General features: G+C 64.1%; 15 protein-coding genes. 5 read left to right on the top strand and 10 right to left on the bottom strand.

The window, feature by feature from the left end; all coding sequences use genetic code 11:
* Positions 1 to 7 precede the first annotated feature (7 nt).
* The 4 genes from ACDA63_RS01720 to ACDA63_RS01705 all read right to left on the bottom strand — a co-directional run bounded on the left by ACDA63_RS01720 (position 8) and on the right by ACDA63_RS01705 (position 4,856).
* Positions 8 to 925 (bottom strand): ABC transporter permease, encoded by a 918-nt coding sequence (locus ACDA63_RS01720; protein WP_373661436.1) that lies wholly within the window; start codon positions 923 to 925, stop codon positions 8 to 10.
* Positions 925 to 1,962: an ABC transporter permease gene (locus tag ACDA63_RS01715; RefSeq protein ID WP_373661435.1), complete on the bottom strand. Its 1,038-nt coding sequence runs from the start codon at positions 1,960 to 1,962 to the stop codon at positions 925 to 927. Before ACDA63_RS01715 ends, ACDA63_RS01720 begins: the two co-directional genes overlap by 1 nt.
* Before the next feature lie 69 nt (positions 1,963 to 2,031).
* Positions 2,032 to 3,642 (bottom strand): ABC transporter substrate-binding protein, encoded by a 1,611-nt coding sequence (locus ACDA63_RS01710; protein ID WP_373661434.1) that lies wholly within the window; start codon positions 3,640 to 3,642, stop codon positions 2,032 to 2,034.
* Positions 3,643 to 3,701: 59 nt separating this feature from the next.
* Positions 3,702 to 4,856: a mandelate racemase family protein gene (locus ACDA63_RS01705; protein ID WP_373661433.1), complete on the bottom strand. Its 1,155-nt coding sequence runs from the start codon at positions 4,854 to 4,856 to the stop codon at positions 3,702 to 3,704.
* Positions 4,857 to 5,110: 254 nt separating this feature from the next.
* On the opposite strand from ACDA63_RS01705, the gene ACDA63_RS01700 reads away from it, so the two are divergent.
* Complete coding sequence (locus tag ACDA63_RS01700; protein WP_373661432.1) at positions 5,111 to 5,833, top strand: FadR/GntR family transcriptional regulator; 723 nt, start codon at positions 5,111 to 5,113, stop codon at positions 5,831 to 5,833.
* Here ACDA63_RS01700 and ACDA63_RS01695 read toward each other — a convergent pair.
* The 3 genes from ACDA63_RS01695 to ACDA63_RS01685 form a co-directional block, all read right to left on the bottom strand.
* A complete protein-coding gene (locus ACDA63_RS01695; RefSeq protein ID WP_373661431.1) occupies positions 5,830 to 6,258 on the bottom strand; it encodes a VOC family protein in 429 nt (142 codons plus the stop codon). The two genes, ACDA63_RS01700 and ACDA63_RS01695, sit on opposite strands and share 4 nt — an antisense overlap.
* Positions 6,259 to 6,476: 218 nt before the next feature.
* Positions 6,477 to 8,768: a glucans biosynthesis glucosyltransferase MdoH gene (gene mdoH / locus ACDA63_RS01690; RefSeq protein WP_373661430.1), complete on the bottom strand. Its 2,292-nt coding sequence runs from the start codon at positions 8,766 to 8,768 to the stop codon at positions 6,477 to 6,479.
* Positions 8,741 to 10,303, bottom strand: coding sequence for a glucan biosynthesis protein G (locus tag ACDA63_RS01685; RefSeq protein WP_373661429.1), 1,563 nt, complete (start codon positions 10,301 to 10,303; stop codon positions 8,741 to 8,743). The genes mdoH and ACDA63_RS01685 overlap by 28 nt, the downstream gene beginning before the upstream one ends.
* A 485-nt stretch (positions 10,304 to 10,788) precedes the next feature.
* Between ACDA63_RS01685 and ACDA63_RS01680 the strand changes: the two genes are divergently transcribed.
* Both ACDA63_RS01680 and ACDA63_RS01675 read left to right on the top strand, forming a co-directional pair.
* Positions 10,789 to 11,343: a hypothetical protein gene (locus ACDA63_RS01680; RefSeq protein ID WP_373661428.1), complete on the top strand. Its 555-nt coding sequence runs from the start codon at positions 10,789 to 10,791 to the stop codon at positions 11,341 to 11,343.
* The gene (locus ACDA63_RS01675; RefSeq protein ID WP_373661427.1) at positions 11,340 to 12,728 is read left to right on the top strand and encodes an MATE family efflux transporter; all 1,389 of its coding nucleotides are present in this window, start codon (positions 11,340 to 11,342) and stop codon (positions 12,726 to 12,728) included. Before ACDA63_RS01680 ends, ACDA63_RS01675 begins: the two co-directional genes overlap by 4 nt.
* A gap of 6 nt (positions 12,729 to 12,734) precedes the next feature.
* On the opposite strand, the gene ACDA63_RS01670 is transcribed toward ACDA63_RS01675, so the two are convergent.
* The 3 genes from ACDA63_RS01670 to ACDA63_RS01660 form a co-directional block, all read right to left on the bottom strand.
* Complete coding sequence (locus tag ACDA63_RS01670) at positions 12,735 to 13,922, bottom strand: multidrug effflux MFS transporter (RefSeq protein WP_373661426.1); 1,188 nt, start codon at positions 13,920 to 13,922, stop codon at positions 12,735 to 12,737.
* 110 nt (positions 13,923 to 14,032) lie between these two features.
* Entirely contained in the window at positions 14,033 to 14,623 is a 591-nt protein-coding gene (locus tag ACDA63_RS01665; protein ID WP_373661425.1) for a malonic semialdehyde reductase, read from the bottom strand.
* A 120-nt stretch (positions 14,624 to 14,743) separates the two neighbouring features.
* Positions 14,744 to 15,388, bottom strand: coding sequence for an NAD(P)-dependent oxidoreductase (locus ACDA63_RS01660; RefSeq protein WP_373661424.1), 645 nt, complete (start codon positions 15,386 to 15,388; stop codon positions 14,744 to 14,746).
* 119 nt (positions 15,389 to 15,507) lie between these two features.
* Between ACDA63_RS01660 and ACDA63_RS01655 the strand changes: the two genes are divergently transcribed.
* Complete coding sequence (locus ACDA63_RS01655; RefSeq protein ID WP_373661423.1) at positions 15,508 to 16,398, top strand: LysR family transcriptional regulator; 891 nt, start codon at positions 15,508 to 15,510, stop codon at positions 16,396 to 16,398.
* A gap of 221 nt (positions 16,399 to 16,619) precedes the next feature.
* Positions 16,620 to 19,586 (top strand): HD domain-containing phosphohydrolase, encoded by a 2,967-nt coding sequence (locus ACDA63_RS01650; RefSeq protein WP_373661422.1) that lies wholly within the window; start codon positions 16,620 to 16,622, stop codon positions 19,584 to 19,586.
* Positions 19,587 to 19,678: the final 92 nt, after the last annotated feature.

The raw sequence follows: 19,678 nt of genomic DNA, 5'->3' as shown, positions 1-19,678 counted from the left end.
GCCTCCTTCAGTCATTTCGCGGATCGAGAACATCGCGCAGCCCATCGCCAAGAAGGTTGAACGCGAGGCTCACCATCATGATCGCCATGCCGGGCATGGCTACCAGCCACCAGCACTCCATCATGTAGCGGCGTCCCGCCGAAATCATCGCCCCCCATTCGGGCGCTGGCGGCAAAGCGCCCAGCCCGAGAAAGCCAAGACCGGCGGCCGTCAGCACGATCCCTGCCATGTTCATGGTCAGGCGCACGATCACCGACGACAGGCAGAGGGGAACGATGTAGCGCACAATGATTCGTAGCGGCGAGGCGCCCTGCAATTGCGCGACAGCGACAAAGTCGGCCTTGCGGATCGAGAGTGTCTCGGCGCGTGCCAAGCGCGCGATGGGTGGCCATGCGGTGAGCGCGATGGCGATCACCGCATGCTCCAGCCCCGGTCCAAGCGCGGCAACAAAAGCCAGTGCCAGCACCAGACTTGGGAATGAGATAAAGATATCCGTCACCCGCATGAATAGCGTGTCGACCCAGCCACCGAAATAGCCCGACGTCGTACCGATGGCGAGCCCCACCGGTCCAACGATGATCGTCACCAACCCAATGACGTACAGCGTGATGCGCGAACCGTAGACTATGCGGCTGTATATGTCGCGCCCGTACTCGTCGGTCCCGAACCAGTTATCGGCACTGGGCGCCATCAATGCGCGCGGCAGGTTCTGCACGAGCGGATCGTGGTTGGCCAGCAGCGGTGCGAAGATCGCCACCAGAATCAACAGGGCCACGACGATCAGTCCAACGACGGTCAGCGGATTGCGGAATAGCCGGCGCAATGCACGGGCCGTGCTTTCGCGCATGGCCTGAGTCGCAGAATGTGGCGCCGTTCGAGCGGGTGCCGCTTCGGCGGGCATGATGATGCTTGCTTGGTTGCTCATCAACGAGTCCTCGGATCGAACACCCGGTACAGCGCGTCGGCCACCAGGTTGAGCGTGACGAAAATGATCCCGATCAGCAGCACGCAGCCCATCACGGCGTTCATGTCGCCGAGCAGCAGACTACTGGTGAGGTACGAACCGAAGCCGGGCCACGAATACACAGTCTCGATCAGCACCGCGCCTTCTAGCAGCGAGCCGTAGGCCAGCGCCACGATGGTCAGCAACTGCACGAGGATGTTGCGGAAGGCATGGCGCCAGATGATGGTGCGTTCCGGCAGGCCCTTCACCCGTGCGGTGATGATGTATTCCTGCTTGAGCTGGCCGAGCATAAAGCTACGCGTCATGCGGCTGATGTAAGCCATCGAATGCAGGCCGAGAATGCAGGCCGGCAACCAGATGTGCGACAGCGCGCTGGCAAGAACCTCCCAATCGCCGGCCAACAAGGCGTCGAGCACAAGGAATCCGGTGCGCGAATCGATCAGGCCATCGTAAGCAAGATCGATGCGCCCCGAACCGCCAGCCCAACCCAGCCACGAATAGAACACCAACAGCCCCATCATGCCGAACCAGAACACCGGCACTGAATAGCCAAACAGGCTGATGAGACGCACTACCTGATCGGCCATTCGACCGTGGCGGGTCGCGGCATACACGCCAAGCGGCACCCCTACGCCCGTACCCACGATGATGGCGATGGTCGCTAACTCGATGGTTGCGGGCATCACGCGCCGGATGTCGTCCACGACGGCGTGGCCGGTCAGTAGCGCGTTGCCCAGATCACCATGCAAGAGGTCGCGCACGTAGTACGCGAACTGGACGTACAGCGGGCGATCCAACCCTAGACGGATGAATACCTGCTGGTAGGTGGAATGATCGGCATCGGGTCCGACGATGGCCAGCACCGGATCGAGTGGCATAACCCGCCCGATGAAGAAAGTCAGTACGAGCAGACCGAAAAGCGTGGCCAGCACCGTGGCAAGCCGCTGCCCTGCTGCACGCAAAGTCTGGCCCGATACGTGAATGTGAGAAGCGCTCATGAAGCGAGATCTCCCGCAAAGCCGGCGCGAACATCAGCCGCGCCGGTATTGGAACGAGGCACCGATTGATCAGCGCTGCTTGAAGACGTCACGCAGATGCGTGGTGGCCGAGGGATGGCCCGCGTAGTTGCGGATGTCCTTGCGGATGACGACCGTGTCGACCATCTGAGAGACCGGCTGAATGGCGCCGACTTCGCTGTCATAGACGCGCTGGATCTCCTGGTACATCTCTTTCTGCTTGACCTCGTTCTTTTCGATGAGTGCCCCATCGATGAGCTCGTTCAGCTTCGGGCTATAGAACGAAGTGCGCCAGCCCTGGAAGTTGGTGAGCTTGGCCGCATCAGAGTTATCCGGGTTGTAGATCAAGGCGCGCAGGCTCGAATGCGGATGCGGCTCCGCTCCGCCACCGCCGCGGCCGACGACGATCTCGAAACTGCGATCGCGCATCGCACCGTAGATCTGGTTGCCGGTGCCGGAGATCACGCTGGCTTCTATGCCGGCCTTGGCGAGCGTGGCCTGCAACGACGTTGCGATGTTGATGAACGGCGGATCGGAAAGCACACGGATGGTGGTCTTGAATCCATTCGGATAGCCGGCCGCGGCAAGCAGCTTCTTCGCGGCGTCCACATCCAGCTTGTAGCCCGGCTCGGGCAGTGTTGCCGGCAGACCGAGCGAGATTGGGCGCTGATGCAGCACACCGTAGTTGGGCATGACGGTATCGTTGATGCCCTTGTAGTCGATCAAGTTGCGCAGGGCCAGTCGCACGCTCTTGTTGGCGAAGCGCGGGTCTTTCATGCTCACCGCCACGTAATACAAGGTCCCGCGCTGGACTGATTCGATCTTGACGTTGGCGTCGCGCTTCATAGCTTCGACGTCCGGCACCGACATGCCGGCAGCGATGTCGATGTCGCCGCGACCGATCATCAGCCGCAGCGCCTGCGACTCAGTCATGTGGCGCCAGATGACGCGGCGCAGCTTGGGCGCACCACGCCAGTACCCGTCGAAGCGCGTCGCGATCAGCGCATCCTTGGCGCGCCAGTCATTGAGAACGAACGGACCGGAGCCGGCGGCGTGCGTAGTCAGCCACGCATTGCCCAGATCGCCGTTCTTCTCGTTTTCCATGACCTTCTTGCGATCGAGCACGTTGGCGCTAACCGAAGTGGCCAGCGAATAGACCACCATTTTGGGGTCAGTGGGCTGCGGGAATTCGATGACGAGGGTGGTCGGGTCGGTTGCACGGATCAGCTTGTCGACGTTCTGTGCAGTGAAGCCGTACGACTTCCATGCACTCGCCAATGCCATATTCAGCTTGAGTACGCGTTGCAGCGACCACGCGGCATCGTCGGCAGTCAGCGGGTTGCCAGACTGGAACTTGACGCCCTTGCGAACCTTGAACGTCAGCGTTTTGTTGTCATCGCTCACCGCCCAACTCTCGGCCAGAGCTGGCAAGACCTTCGACGGGTTCTTTGGATCGAGTTCGACCAGCGCGTCATACAAGTTGGCGTCGATTTCGACCACATCGTTGCCAGTGGCGGCAGCGGGATCTAGCGATAGCAGGTTATTCATGCTCATGCCGATGATGAGCTGGTCAGCGGGTGTTGCGGCCTGGGCCGGCGCCAGCGGCACGGCGGCCAGCGCGGCGGCCACGGCGCACGCGGACAAGAGCTTGGCGAATCTCACGGTGTGTCTCCTCCAGATTGAATGCTTGGCGCCTGTTCCGACGCCATCGACATGCGATATCAGTAGCGCGAGGTGGTATGGGCTTCGATGTACTCGAAATTTATGTCCTCGCCGAGGCCGGGGCGGGTCGGCAGATGCACGAATCCCTCTTCGTCCATGGGGTCGACAAGGCTGTTGAGATAGGCAGGCGGAACGTCGTAGTCGAGGAACGGGTGCAGCAACCCACGCTCGTACCAGCGGCAATTCTTGATGGCCGCCGTCACCGCGAGGTTGGCCGCGCCGTTGCCGTGCACTTCACAATCCATGCCGAACGACTCGGCCAGATGCGCGGCCTTCAGACATGGCCCGATGCCTCCTACGCCCGGCACGCCGGCACGCAGAATGTCGCAAGCCTTGGCCGTCACCCAATCGGCTCGTGAGAAATGCTTGCCCGCCAAGGATTCAGGTCCGATGACCGGAATGTCGAGTTGCTCGGATAGCCAGGCGTATGACGCTGTGCTTTGCTCGTTCATTGGCTCCTCAAACCAGGCAAAGTCGAGCTTCTGCAATTCGCGCCCGATATACAGCGCGTCAGTGCGGCTATACCAGTGATAGCCATCGAGCATCAGCGCAATGTCGGGCCCAACGGCCTCGCGCACGGCGGCGCAGGCCTTCACGTCCATGCGGGGATCGGGCGCAAAGGAAACGGGCGGCATCCACGTATGCAGCTTGATCGCCTTGTAGCCGCGCTTGACGAGTTTCTCGCCGAAGCGGCCATAGTCCTCGGGCGTCTTCAAGCCGCCTTCGAGTTCATCACCGCACATCGTGCTGCCGTAGGCCGGCACCTTCTCGCGGTACGAGCCAATGAGTTTGTGGACCGGCAAACCCAGCTTGCGGCCAGCCAGATCCCACAAGGCGGATTCGAAAGCGCCAAGCGCCCGATCAGTCAATTGCCCTTGGCTACCTCGCTGCCAATGCTCGAGTTCTTGCCACAGCCGTTCGCGGTCGAACGGGTCCTGACCGATGAGCACCTTGCGGGCAAAAGCATTCAGAACATGCGCCCGAATGATCTCCGGCAGCGCGAAAGCGTGCCCCTGTGTCCCGTCGTCTGCGGTGATCGTGACCATACCCATGCTGGCCTGAATTTCTGGGCCTGGGTGCGCATGCCCGGCCGAATCCACCGAGCGCTTGGCCGGATACGTAAATACTCTGCCTTCTACTTTTTCGATCTTCATACCACCCCCATGTCGTATGTCATCATACAAGTTGATCGAACTTTAGAAGCGGCAAACGAACGCGTCAACGGGATTTTGACTGGGGTATACGCTCACCATTACTGCACATCAAATGGAAAACGGGAAATGACCACATTCCTACAACGTGGATCATAAATAAACACGTCACACAAGCAACAACCAGAAATGGATTGCCTGTCATACAAGCAGCGCTACAATAGGGCAACAATCTGGATATTTGAATCGACACCATCATGCAGACATTGCGCCGCCGCGAAACCCTCTCCGACCAGGTCGTGAAATCGCTCACCGAGCGCATCGCATCCGGGCAGTACAAGCTCGGCCAGCGCCTGCCCAGCGAGCAGGAACTGATCGACGAATTCAACGTCAGCCGCACGGTGGTGCGCGAAGCCATCGCCAACCTGCGCGCTGGCGGCTGGCTCACGACCATGCAAGGCGTTGGCGCTTTCGTGATGAAGCAGGATGAAGTCGCAGCGTTCACCATCGACGCGGGGGCCTTGTCGCTGGTGAAAGAGATGGTTTCGGCGCTGGAGCTGCGCATCGCGCTGGAGTCCGAAGCCGCCGTGCTCGCCGCACAGCGCCGCACCGACGCCCAACTGAGCGCCATGCATACAGCGCTGCGAGCGTTCGGCGACGCCGTGGCGAAAGGAGAAGACGCGGTGCAGGCCGACATTGACTTCCACCGCTCGATCGCGGAAGCGTCGGGCAACGATCACTTCCTGAAACTCTTCAACTACCTCGGCGAACTGCTCATCCCACGCGCCAAGTTGCAGGCCGCGCGCATCCAGCACCCCTCGCGCGAATACCTCGATCGCATCCAGCGCGAGCACGAACAGATCTACTACGCCATCGAACAGCGCGACTCCGAAGCGGCCCGCGCCGCGCTGCGCATGCACCTGTCACGCAGCAAGCAGCGGCTGGAACAGAGCCTGTCGCAGATGTCGTCGCAGGGCTAGAAATCGATCAGCACCGACGAGGCGCTACGGCGTGCCTCGCCATGAAAGACGGCTTCGATGTTGTTACCATCCGGGTCGAGCACGAAAGCGGCGTAGTAGCCCGGATGATACGGACGTTCGCCCGGCGCGCCGTTGTCGCGCCCGCCATGGGCCAGCGCAGCGCGGTGGAAAGCGTCGACCATACCTTTGTCATTGGCCTGGAAAGCGAGATGGCAACGACCGGTCAATTCACCGTGCGCAGCGGGGCTATCGGCCGACGAGATGAACAGTTCATCCGCCCAGAAAAAGCCCGGCCCCGTTCCGCCCATGGGGATTCCGAGCGCATCGAATACCGCCTGATAAAAGCGCTGGCTCGCCGCGACATCGCGCACGACGAGCTGGATGTGGTCGATGAGGCGGCCACGGTGGAGTTGTTGGGTTTCCATGATGCGCGCTCCGTGTTGTTGGGGATTCTGACCACCATAGCAGCGTCGTCCTTGCTGAGCCAATGCGAAGGGATCGGAGGCCGTTTCGCGGGTGGTCTGTGCCAGGTCGCTGCCTGGCGGTGTGCACGTTGCGGGTGCCCATCACGACGTGCCGCGCAAACGAAAAAGAGCGCACCAAGGTGCGCTCTCTGGTCATGCGAACAGCAAAGTCTGAAAACCTAAGCCATCCCCCGCATACCAAACGACGCATCCCGCACCTGCGCCATCGCAGGCACGCGCAATGGGACCGCCCCTTCCGCCTGCACCCGCGCGGGCGTCGGCGCCGGTACCAAGGTGTCGGCCACGCTGGCACGCAGATGAAGCTGGTTGAGAAAGTACGGTTCGTTCAGGACACGCATGCGCGCTGGGGCGGGCATCGCTTCCAGCGTCTGTCCCAGCGGCAGGGCGCGGACATAGTGACGACGCGCCCGACCACGCATGCCGCGTGATGTGTCGCGACGGCCCAGCGCGTTGCGCACGACGCCGAGCAACCACGCATTGCCGACGACGTCGCGCCACCCGGGCGATGCCGGTACAGCGGCGGCGTGCGCTTCGGCTTGCTGGATCACGGCCGGCACGAAGACCTCTTCCGGAATCAACAGCGTACGTGCCCGACGCAGATCGCGACCGAGACCGACACGACTGGTCAGCACGGTGAGCGGCACCGACAAGGCGATGGGCAACACCACCGGCAACAGCCACACGGCGGAAACCGCGTCGAGGAAGAGAGCCGTCACGGTCAGCGCGCCGGCGATCACCGACATCGTGCCGAAGTGGCCGATGGCGTCGCGCCACAGCAAGGCGCTCGCCTCACGCGGCGGCGACTTCCATTCGATGCGCAGGCCGGTCAACGCGGCGATCACGAACAGGGTGTGGCCGACCATGCGGATCGGCGCCTGGAAGGCCGACATCAGCGCTTCGAGCACGGTGCTGCGCACCAGCCCGAGGATACCGCCGTATTGCGCTTGTTCGCCTTTGACGACCACGGCCAGCGCGCCGAGCACGCGCGGCGCCATGAGGACCGACATGACGGCGCACCACAGCCAGAACAGTGCGTTGACGGCCGAGTAGGCGGCGGTCTCTTCCGGGATCATCCACGCCGCCGCGCCCATCACGAGGAACAGCATCCACAGCGGCGCCGAACCGTACGCCAGGGCGCCGGTGAGCAGCATGGCGCGATGCACGGCATGCAGACCGGGCTCGGTAATGAGCTGTGCGTTCTGCAGGTTGCCCTGGCACCACCGGCGGTCGCGCTGCAGTTCGGCGGCCAGGTGCGGCGGTTGTTGTTCGTAGCTGCCCGGCAGGTCGTGCGCGACCCACACGTGGAATCCGGCACGGCGCATGAGTGCGGCTTCGACGAAGTCGTGCGACATGATGTCGCGGCCGTTGACCGGCGCGAGCGCGCAGAACTGCATGAAGGGCGCAACGCGGATGATGGCGTTGTGGCCCCAGTAGTGCGATTCGCCAAGCTGCCAGTACTGCATGCCGGCGGTGAACACGCCACCCGTCACGCGCGCCGAGAACTGCTGGGCGCGCGCGTGCAGCGTGTCGTGCCCACAGGCCTGCGGGGCGGTCTGGATGATGCCGGCGCGCGGGTTGCCTTCCATCATCTGCACCATCGACACCAGGCAGTCGCCGCTCATCACGCTGTCGGCGTCGAGCACGATCATGTAGCGGTAGTCGCTGCCCCAGCGGCGGCAGAAGTCGGCAACGTTGCCGGCCTTGCGCTTGGTGCGATGCAGGCGCCAGCGGTAGTAAATGCGCGCGCCCTGCTCGCCCATCGCCTCGCGCAGTTGCGCCCACGCGGCGAGTTCGGCCGTGCGGATGTCGGCGTCGTTGCTGTCGGACAGGACGTAGAAGTCGTACAGGTCCTGCTTGCCGGTGGCCACCAGCGATTCGCAGGTCGCCCGCAGGCCGGCAAACACAGTCGCTACGTGCTCATTGCAGATTGGCATGATGATCGCCGTGCGCGAGGACTTGGCGATCCCCTGGTTCGCGTAGTCCTTGTAACGCAGCGCGTGGCGGTCACCGAAGATGAGGACGAAGAAACCCATCACGGCCGTCCAGAAGCCAGCGCCGATCCACGCGAACAACAACGCGAACAGGCTGATGCGGGCCCATTGGAGCACGTCGCCATCCATCGGCTGCAGCACCTCTTCGAAGACGTAGGTGGCGAGCGCGCTGGATAGCACGATCAACAGCAGCAGGACGCGGCGGCGCACACGCGCAGCGGCTTCCCACGGCAGGGGTTCTTCGGCCGCGGCGGCCACGGTGGCCTGGCGTGGAATGAATCGGCCGACGACTCCCATCCACAGCCCGCGCCAGAAGCCCGCCCAGGGGCGCGCAAGCATGCTGCTGCGATGGATCGGCGGCGCGCTGGCTCCGTCGTGCATGCCCGGCTCGCCATGTGACTGGCGAACGCTGGCACGATCGAGGGTCGCGCTCAGTTCGGGGGAAGTATGTTGCTCCATGTTTCTGTCAGTACGTTAGTGCCTTGTTGCAGGAAGGCGCGTAGCTCGACTGGCTGCGTCGGATCCTGGCGCTTGAAGCGCACGGTAAGGCGCCACCCCCCGGTGGCGTCATTGCGGAACAGATTGGTTTCGGTGAGCGAACCGTTGACCGGCTGACTCACCACGGCCTGCACCGGCGCGTTGAACGGCAACGCGCGCAGCGACGGGCCGTCGAAGTCGACGACGTATTTGAATTCGTCCTTGTCCAGCGCGGCGAAGCCCCTGCCCTTGCGCGTCTGCACCACCCAGGCGCCGGGACGCGCGTCACGCGCGCCCTGCCAGTGCAGGCGATACGACAAGTCGAGCGGCTGCCCGACGGCGGGCGCCTTGGCCGGCACCCAATAGGCAACGACGTTGTCGTTGGTCTCGTCGGGCGTATTCAGTTGCACGAGTTCCACTCGCCCGGGCCCCCAGTCGCCGACGGGCTCCACCCACGCACTAGGGCGCAACTCGTAGCGCGCTTCGAGGTCCTCGTAGCTGGAGAACGCGCGGTCGCGCTGCATGAGCCCGAAGCCGCGCACCTGCTTCATCGAGAACGACGTGGTGAGCGTCTGCGCCGGGTTGCTCAGCGGACGCCAGATCCACTCGCCGTCGCCGGTATGGATCGACAGACCGTCCGAGTCGTGCACCTCGGGACGGAAGTCGCCGATCTGCGGTTGGTTTTCGCCAAACAGGAACATGCTGGTCAGCGGCGCGATGCCCAGCGTCGATACGCCGGCGCGCATGAACAGGCGCACGCGCACGTCCATCACGGTTTCGTCGCCCGGATGGAATTCAAAACGGTAGGCACCGGTGACCCGCTTGGAATCGAGCAAGGCATACACGACCAGCGAATTGGCCGCCGGCATCGGGCGCTCGATCCAGAATTCGGTGAAGCGCGGGAATTCCTCGCCCGCACCGCCCACGGTATCGATGGCCAGCCCGCGAGCGGAAAGCCCGTAGCGCTCGCCGCGGCCCAGCGCGCGGAAATAGCTCGCGCCGAGGAACACGGCCAGTTCGTCCTTATATTCCGGCTTGTTCAGCGGGTAGTGGATGCGAAAGCCCGCAAAGCCCACGTCGCCCCAGCGGCGCGGCGTGAGTTTGTTCTTGCCGTAGTCGAATGACTGCCCGTCAAAGGGAATCTCGCGCACGCCGCCGGCGCCGATCTCGTTGATGCGCACCGGATCGGTGAAATACCCCCCCAGGTGAAAAAACATCAGCTCGAACGGCAGACGCTCGCGCAGCCAGATCGAACGATCGGGGCGATAACGGATGTCGCGATACTGGTCGTAAGTGAGGTTTTTCAGCTCCGCCGGGATCCTCCCGGCCGATGACTTGTACGGCGATGCGGCGAGCTTGCGCGCCATGGCGGCAACTTCGTCGAAGCCGAAACTGGCGGCCTGGGCGGACGCGGATACAAAGGCACCGGCGAGCAAGGCGAACGCGGCAATGCGCGCACCCAATGCACGGGTGAAACGGCTGGAGGCTGGCACGAAGGGAGCGGCGGCAGTCGTCACGAGTGGGGTTCCATTGCGCCAGATCGCCGGCCCCGCCTGATGGGGGCGCGCACGCAGCGCACGAAAAACAAATATAAGAATGGGCACTGAAGCCTGGAATGCGAGCCGATAGCTCGAATGGGTAGGAGCAGTCCTACAGAAACAATCGTCCGCGAACCGACAATCGATTTATTCATTGATAATTCAATGCCTTAAAGCCTGATCGATGCCTGATTTGGAATCAGATATCTCTGTAGGTATTTTCTGTCGCGTCGCAGCACTTTACGGCTGCACCTCAGTGGTTGCTGAAAGCAATTGTTTCTATGGATTGCCAATTGCAACACCTCGCCGACATGACTTCACACTGAAGCAGTCCGCATGCCAGAGCGCTGCCACGCTTGCCATGCGGCGCGGCTCGTCCATCCGCCGACATGGGTTTTGGCGCCACCACCCGCTACACTTGCGCCTTTGTGCCTGACCGGTGGCATCTCCGCCGCCCTGCCCCGATGCGTTTCTATCCTCGTGCGCTCCCCGACGAACTGCCGGGCGACCATCTCATCCGCAAGACCCGTCGTAGCCTGCTCTACGCCCTTCTGTGCCTGCTCATCTCCGCCCCCGTCTACATCTGGATGGGCCGCATCTGGTGGCAGATCGCGCAACTCGGGGGCTTCATGTTCGTCGGCGCGTCGATGCTGTTCGGGCTCGGCATGGTGATCGGCCCGCTGGGAGGCTTGTTCTTCGGGCTGGTGGCGTTGTTCATGCGCGTGGAATCGCGCTTTGCGCCGCGCGCAACACCGCTGGCGCGCGCAGACAGCGTGGCCGTGCCCCTGGGCTGGCTGGCCACGTTGCTGCCGGCACTGGCAGCGTGCTACCCGCCGATCAAGGCGCTGATCGATGGCAGCATCCGTTACAAATTCCCGGCCGGGCAGGTCGCGCGCAGCGTCGATCCGCTCGGCTACTGGCAGGGCGTGGCCTTCTGGTTCATGGGCGCTGCCGCATTGGCCGTGCTGGCCGGGGTGTATTGGCGTTCGCGCTATCGCAAGCTGAAAGCGGTGGCATGAGCCGTCCACGCACCGCGGCACTGGTCGCGGCGATCGCGCGTCATGCCACACCGATCCTGGTCGCCCAGCTCGCCTCGATGAGCACGGCGCTGGTCGATACAGTCATCGCCGGCCACGTCGGCACGCTCGACCTGGCTGCCGTCGGCATCGGCAGCGGGGTGTATATCTCGGTGGCGCTGGCATTCGCCGGCATTGTGCAAGGCGTCACGCCGATCGCCGCTCAACACTACGGCGCCAAGCGTTTCGACGCCCTGCCCGGCTGCTTTCAGCAGAGCATCTGGCTGGCGCTGCTCTTGGGCGCCGTCGGCATCCTGGCGCTCGCCTTCCCAGGCTGGATCCTGCATCTGTCGGATATGTCGCCGGAGGTCGAAGCGCGCACGCGCGCCTACCTCGCCGTGCTGGCGTGGAGCCTGCCGGGCACGCTCATCTACCGCGCCTGCGGCGGCATGCTCAATGCATTGGGTAAGCCGCGCATGCTGATGTTCTTTGGACTGGCGACGGCGCTACTGCATGTCGTGCTGGCGCCGACGCTGGCGTTCGGGTGGAGCGGATTGCACCCGCTCGGCGTGGTGGGCTGCGCGCTATCGATGCTGATCGATAGCGTGATCATGGCCGTGCTGTCGCTGCTGTATCTGGCGCGCTCTTCGGCCAGCCGCCGCTATCAGCTTCTGGCCGGATGGCAGGCGCCGGATACGCGCGGCCAGATGGAACTGCTCAAGCTCGGCCTGCCGATCGGCATGTCCACCTTCGTCGAGATCACCAGCTTCGCGCTCATTGCCCTGGCCGTGTCGCCGCTCGGCCCGATTGCCGTCGCGGGCCATCGCATCGCGGGCAATTTCGCAGGGGTTTGCTACATGCTGCCGCTGTCGATTTCGATCGCCACACTGTCGTTGGTCGGACAGGCGGCTGGCGCGGCCGATGCGGCGCGCGTCCGCAAGACGGTGCGCGCCGGGCTGATCCTCGGCATTGCCTGCTCGGTGGCCATCGGCTTGTTGCTATGGATTTTCGACCGGCCGGTCATCGCGCTGTTTACGCCCGACCCTGCCGTACAGGGCGCGGCGCTGGCGCTCATCGGCCTGATCGCTTCGTATCAGTTGTTCGACGCGGTGCAGACAGTCGGCGCGCAGGCACTGCGCGGGCTGAAGATCAGCGCTCGGCCGATGGCGATCCACATCTTCTGCTTCTGGGGCATCGGACTCGCAGGTGGGTGGTGGCTGTGCTATCGCGGCGTGAATGCGCTTGGCATCGATGCGCTCGGCCTGCCCGGCTTCTGGTGGTCGGCGACGTTGGCCACGGTGATGGCCAGCGTGCTTTTCGGCGCACTGCTACGGTACGCCGTCAAACGCTTGGGCACACTGCTCGGCGACGCGCCAGCAGCGGCCTGAGTCCGATCACGCTGGCTGGCGCCCGACCAGCCAGCGGTGCACGACCCAGGCACCGATGCCGCTCAAGGCCATCATCGTGGCAAGCGGACGGGCCGTGCCGTCGAGCCATCCATCCATGATCGCGCCGACGATGGCCGCCAGCACGAATTGCAGCGAGCCCATCAGCGCACTGGCCAACCCGGCACGCTGGCCGTGGTGCGCGAGCGCGCCGGCCGCCGCATTGGGGTTGATGAAGCCCAGGCTCATCATGTAGACGAACAAGCAGGGCAGCACCAGCCAGATCGGTGCGAAGCCCAGCCACGCACACACCAGCAACACGATGCTGGCCGCCAGCGGCAGCACCAGCGAGCGGCGCAGGATGTCGTCCAGTTTGCCGCCGCGGCGCAACAGCCGCGCGTTGATCTGCCCCGCCCCGATCAAGCCGAACGCGTTGGCGCCGAACACCCAGCCGTAATGCGTCGGCTCGATGCCGTACTGCTCCATCAACAACTTCGGCGAGCCGGCGATATAGGCGAACATGCCCGTCGAGGCCACCACCGTCGTCAGCGTGTAGCCCATGAAATGTGCGTCGCGGAACAGGCTGCCGTAGGTGCGCAGCACGCGGCCAAGGTGCAGCGGCTCGGCGTGGGCGAAGTTGCGGCTCTCGGTCAGCGACACGTGCACCCACACCAGGCACATGAAGGCGAACGCCATCTGCACGTAGAAGATCGCCTGCCAGCCCGCCACGCCGAGAATCCAGCCGCCGAACATGGGCGCCAGAATCGGCGCCAGGCCCATTACCAGCATGAGCATCGAAAACGCCTGCGCCGCTGCGCGCGGATCGCACCGGTCGCGCACGATGGCGCGGCAGATCACCATGCCCGCGCACCCGCCCAGCGCCTGCACGAAGCGCAGCACCATGAGCGACTCGATGCTGGTGACATGGGCGCACAGGAACGAGGCGACGATGTACAGCATCAACCCGAAGTAGATCGGCGGGCGACGGCCGATGCGGTCGCTGACCGGGCCGTACACGAGCTGCCCGATGGCCAGCCCGACGAAGAAGCTCGCCAGCGTGAGCGGCGCGCCGGTGCCCAGATCGGCCTCCAGCGCAGGGAAGCTGGGCAGGTACATGTCGACCGACATCGGGCCGATGGCCGTCAGCGTGCCGAGCAGGATCAACCAGGAGGGAAAGCGTCGGGAAAGGTCGTTCATGCGACGTAGTCTGTTCTTGTATGAGTGGGGCGCAAAAAACGAAATCCGCCCGCACCACCGGCGGCAGGCCAGCGGTGCGGGCGGAAGGTGCAGTAACCGTCGCGACGCGATCAGATGACTTCGGCGATCTCGTCGAACTCGAATCGCGACGCGCGCGGGTACACCTTGGTGTCGTCACCGACACCAATATTGCATAGGAAGTTCACCTTGTAGCGACCATCCGGGAAGAACGCCTCGTTGACCTTGGCGGGATCGAAGCCCGACATGGCGCCGACCGACAGTCCCAGCGAACGGGCGGCCATCATCAGGTAGGCGCCCTGCAGCGAGCTGTTGCGGAAGGCGGTGGACTCGGCCAGCGCAGCGTTGCTCTCGAACATCGGACGCGCATCGTAGGCGGTGAAGTGACGCGGCAGGTGTTCGAAAAAGCGCGTGTCGTAGGCCACGATGACCGTCATCGGCGCGGCCAGCGTCTTTTCGACGTTACCCGGCAAGAGTGCCGGCAGCAGGCGCTGCTTGCCTTCGTCGGAGGTGATGAATACGAAGCGGCCCGGCTGGCCGTTCATGGAGGTCGGCCCCCACTTGATCAGCTCGTACAGGCGTTCGGCCGTGTCGGCGGGCAAGGGAGCGGAATTGAAACCGTTGTAAGTGCGTGCGGTGCGGAACAGTTGATCGAGCGAACGATCGTCGAGCGCCTGGCTCATGACATTTCCTTCTATTGCTTAACACTAGGGAGCGAACGATTGTCGCATTTTCCGGCCGGCAATCGTCCGCATCTGATCATTGATTACACATTCGACGGCGGCGATACCGCCCCGCGACGCTCAGTACGCCAGCGTGAAGCGCTGTTGAACGTGTTGCGGCAGTTCCAGTTCATTGACGATGGCCACCGCCAGGTCGGCCGTCGAAATGCGGCCCGGGCCGCCGGCCGGATCGGCCATGAAATCGTCGCCGCCGAGACGGAACGTACCGGTGCGCTCGCCCGGCTGCAGCAGCGTGGCGGGCGAAACGAAGGTCCACTGGAGCTGCTTTTCGTCGCGCAGGCTGTTGAGCGCATCACGCGCGCCTTCGGCCCCTTCGCGCCATTCGGCCGGGAACTGCGGGGTATCGAGCGCCTGCACGCCGGGCGCGACATACAGGCTGCCGGCGCCGCCGACTTCGATGAAGCGCGACACGCCCGCCTGCTTGAGACCGGCGACGATGGCGTTGTGCCCCTTCATGAACAAGGCACGAATATCCGGCTTGCCCCAGCCCGGATTGAAAGCGCTGACCACTGCGTCCTGCCCCGCTACGCCGCGCGCCACTTGGTCCGCGTCGTAGGCATCGGTCTGGACGAACTCGAGGTTGGCGTGCCGGGGCAGCTTGTCCGCGCTGCGACCGAGGACCGTGACCTGATGGTCGCGCGAGAGCAGTTCTTGCAGGACGGCCGAACCGACGAAACCCGTGGCACCGATGAGGGCGATTTTCATGATTGACTCCAGTTGATATGGCGTTGTGTTCAGTAGGTGATGTGAATGATCGACGATTCGATTGGATAGATAAACGAGTCGATTCATAATTCATTGTTATCGATTACACGACAATGACCATGGATCTCAATCGCCTGCGCATGTTCGTCGCCGTAGCAGAAACAGGCAGCTTTACCGCCGCAGCGCAGCGGCTATCCACGACCAAGGCCATGGTCAGCCAGCAGGTCAAACGGTTGGAAACCGAACTCGGCGTCACGTTGCTGTCGCGCACGACGCGCCGCGTAGTGCCCACCGAGGCCGGCGCCGATCTGCTGACCGAATGCGCACCGCTGTTGAGGCAGGCGGAAGAGGCTCTCGCCCGCGCAGCCCGCACGCGCCACGAACTGCGCGGCACACTGCGCCTGACCGCCCCCGTGGATTTCGCGACGACGGTGGTGGCGCCCGCCGTGGCAGCTTTCTCGCGGGCGCATCCCCAGATGCAGATAGAGTTGATCGCCACCGATGAAGTCGTCGATCTCGTGGCCGGCGGCATCGACGTGGCGCTGCGCATGGGGTGGCTGAAGGATTCATCGCTGCGGGCGACACGGCTGGGGGAATTCCAGCAATGGGTGGTCTGCTCGCCCACGTATCTGGCCGAGACCGGCCCGATCCTGCAACCGGAAGACCTCGCGCAACGCCGCTGGATCGCCCTGAGCCTGCTGCGCAGCCCGCTGTCATGGCGCTTCGAGGGTCCCCACCGCACCGTCGAGGTGCGCATGCGTGCGCCGCTGCGCACCGACTCGCCGCAGGCGCTGGCTGCGCTCGCGCGTGGCGGCGCGGGCGTGTCGGCAGTGGCCGACATCGCGGCGCGCGAGGACGTCGCCGCTGGCCGACTGGTCCGGCTATTGCCCGAATGGACGCTGCCGGCCGGCGGCATACACGCGGTATATCCACCCGGACGGCATACCCCGGAAAAAACTCACGCATTCATCGAGCTGTTCCGCCAACATCTCGAAAATGCTGCAAGATAGCGGGGCATCGGTCTCGTCCACCGAGCGATACACAAAGCCTGGGCTGACAACACGACGGGCGATTGCAGCAAGAACATCCAGACGTATGCCGCACATGCATCAGGCATGCCGGCAAAGCGAGGTTTCCGGATTGGCGAAGTGAGTCTTCGCGACGGATCGCGAAGGCATCCCCGAAAATGAGAGGCGGCCGGCGGCGTCCGTCGCTGCCGCGGGAGCTCGAGATGGCTTTTGCACTGAAGCGCATGCGCCGGTACCGGCTGCGCGTCTACATTGCGGCACTGTTCCTCTGCCTGCTGATCGGCTTTGCAACGATACTCGTCGCCAAGCAATACCAGCAGACGCGCGAGATGCTGCTGTCGGCATCCGCCACCCTCTTCGAACACATCACCGAGCGTATCCGCACCGACATCGCCGCGGCCTACCGGCCTGCTGTGGGCGCAGCGCGTCTCCTTGCGCAGGCCGGCAGCGCCGACCTGTCGACCTTGCCCGCGCGGCTGCAACAACTGCCGCTGATGGCGCAGTCGCTGCTCAACGGGCCGAGCATTTCGGCGATCTACATCGGCTACGACTCGGGGGACTTCTTCCTGCTGCGGCGCCTGCAGCCCGACAGCGCGCTGGCGCAATCCTTCGATGCGCCAAAGGACAGCGCTTTCCTGATCCAGAGCCGCGCGATGGAAAACGGCGAGATGACGGGGCGCTTCCTGTTTTTCGACGCCAACCTCGGGCTGCTGGCCGATCGGCATCGTGCCGACTACCTCTACGACCCGCGCACGCGACCGTGGTACCAGGAGGCGCATCAGCGCAGCGGCCTCTTCGTCACGGCACCCTACCTGTTCTTCACCACGCGCGAGATCGGCGCGACCTTCGCGCAGCGCTCGCAGAACGGCCGCGCCGTCGCGGCGGTGGATGTCACGCTGGCGACGCTGTCAGAGACACTCCTCAGGCTGAAGCCCACGGAAAATTCGCTGGTCTTCGTCTTCAACGAAAAAGGCGAAGTCCTGTCGACGTCCAATCGCGACGCCGAGGTCACCGTCGACGCCAATGGCGTGCCCCACCTGCCGCGCGCCAGCACCATGGTCAATCCGCTGGTCGGGTTGCTCGCCCTGGACCCGGCGCAGCGCGACGGGCGTCCGCGCGCGCTCCACACCGAAGGCGACGACTGGCAGACGACCGTCTCGCGCCTGACCGAAGAAGGCGAGCCGATCTATCTCGCCATTGCGGCCCCGATGAGCGAATTGCTCTCGGACGCGGACGCCATCCGCGACCGCGGCCTGATTGCCGCACTGATCGCCGTGGTGATTGCCGTGTTGATGACATGGTGGCTCTCCAAACTTGCCTCGCACCCCTTGCACCTGCTCACCGCCGAAGCCGAACACGTGCGCGCATTGAAGTTCGACGAGCGCCCGTCGGTGAAGAGTTCGATCCTCGAAATCGACGACCTCGCGCAGTCGATGGCGGGCATGAAGACCACCATCCGCAAGTTTCTCAACGTCGGGCAGGCGCTGGCCTCGGAACGCGACCTGAACAAGTTGCTCGACCTGGTATTGAACGAAGCCAGCCAGCTCACCCACGCCAGCGGCGGCGTGATCTACCTGCTCGAACCGGACAAGAGCCTGCTGCCGATCGTTGCCCGCGTCGGCGAAACACTCATCATGTCGCCGGCCACGCCGATCTTCCCCGATTTCGATTCGGGTCACCCTGCCGTGCGCGCGGTCCGCTCCGGCAGCCTGCACATTCCGGCGGCCGAAGCGAGCGCCCAATCGTGGTATCCCAATCTGCCGACGGATCGGGAACAGGCGCTGGTGTCGGTGCCGCTGCGCACGCGCGGAGGCGAAGCCCTGGGCGTGCTGATCATGAGCTACGACGAAGCGGTATTCCGCCACACGTCGCCGCAGGACGTGATTTCCCTGCTCGAAGCGGTGGCGTCGTTCGCCGCGGTCAGCATCGAAGCGCAGCGCATGCTGCAAGAACAGAAAGACTTGCTGGAGTCGTTCATCCAACTGGTTGCCGGCGCCATCGACGCCAAGAATCCCTACACGGCCGGCCACTGCCAGCGCGTGCCCGAACTGGCCAAGATGCTGGCGCATGCCGCCGACGATGCCACCACTGGCGTGTTCAAGGATTACCGCCTGAGCGCCGAGCAGTGGGAGGAGTTGCACATCGCCGCGTGGCTGCACGATTGCGGCAAGGTGACCACGCCGGAATTCGTCGTCGACAAGGCGACCAAGCTGGAAACGCTCTACGACCGCATTCATGAGGTACGCATGCGCTTCGAGGTGCTCAAGCGCGAAGCCGAAGTGGCCTGCTGGCGCGATATCGCCAACGGCGCCGAGCGCACGACGCGCCTGCGAGAGCTGCAGGAATCGTGGGCCGAACTGGATGAGGAATTCGCCTTCGTGGCGCGCAGCAATCACGGCGGCGAATTCATGGCACCGAACGACGTCGAGCGGTTACGCAGTATCGGTCGCCGCATGTGGACGCGCACGCTGGACGATCGCCTGGGCCTGTCGCACGACGAACTCGCCCGCAAGCTCGCCTCGGACCACCACCCCGTACCGACGCTCGAACCGCTGCTGGCCGATCGGCCCGAGCACATCATTGCGCGCCCGCGCCGCGAACGCATCGCCTCCGACAACCCGTGGGGCATCCGCATGGCGGTCCCCGAGAATCTCTACAACCGTGGCGAGCTCTACAACCTGTCCACGCCGCGCGGCACACTCACGCCGGAAGAGCGTTACAAGATCAACGAGCACATCGTCGAAACCATCCGCATGCTCACGCGCCTGCCATGGCCCAAGCATCTATCGCGCGTGGTCGACATCGCCGGCAGCCATCACGAGAAACTCGACGGCACAGGCTACCCTCGCCGGCTCACCGCGGACCAAATGGGCACGCGCTCTCGCATCATGGCGATCGCCGACATCTTCGAAGCGCTCACCGCCGCCGATCGGCCCTACAAGACCGGCAAGACGCTATCGGAAGCAGTCGAGATCATGGCCCGCATGCGCGACGAGCGGCACATCGACGCCGACCTCTTCACGCTATTCCTCACCTCGGGGGTGTATCTCGAATACGCGCGCCGCTACCTGCCGCAGGAGCAGATCGATCAGGTCGACCTGTCGCGCTACGTCGATCCATCGGAACTGGCCGAAGGGCCGTCGCCGGGCAACTCGCCCTGGGAGCCGTAACGCCAATGAAGCGCGAGGCGGGCTTTGGGGCGCATGTCCGCCGCGCACGGTCGGATCCAGAGCAAGGAACAGAGAATGCGCCACGCTATGCT

The sequence above is a fragment of the Uliginosibacterium sp. sgz301328 genome (genome assembly GCF_041807905.1).
Classification (GTDB): Bacteria; Pseudomonadota; Gammaproteobacteria; order Burkholderiales; family Rhodocyclaceae; genus JBGVSA01.
This window is presented reverse-complemented; position numbering and strand designations above follow the sequence as displayed.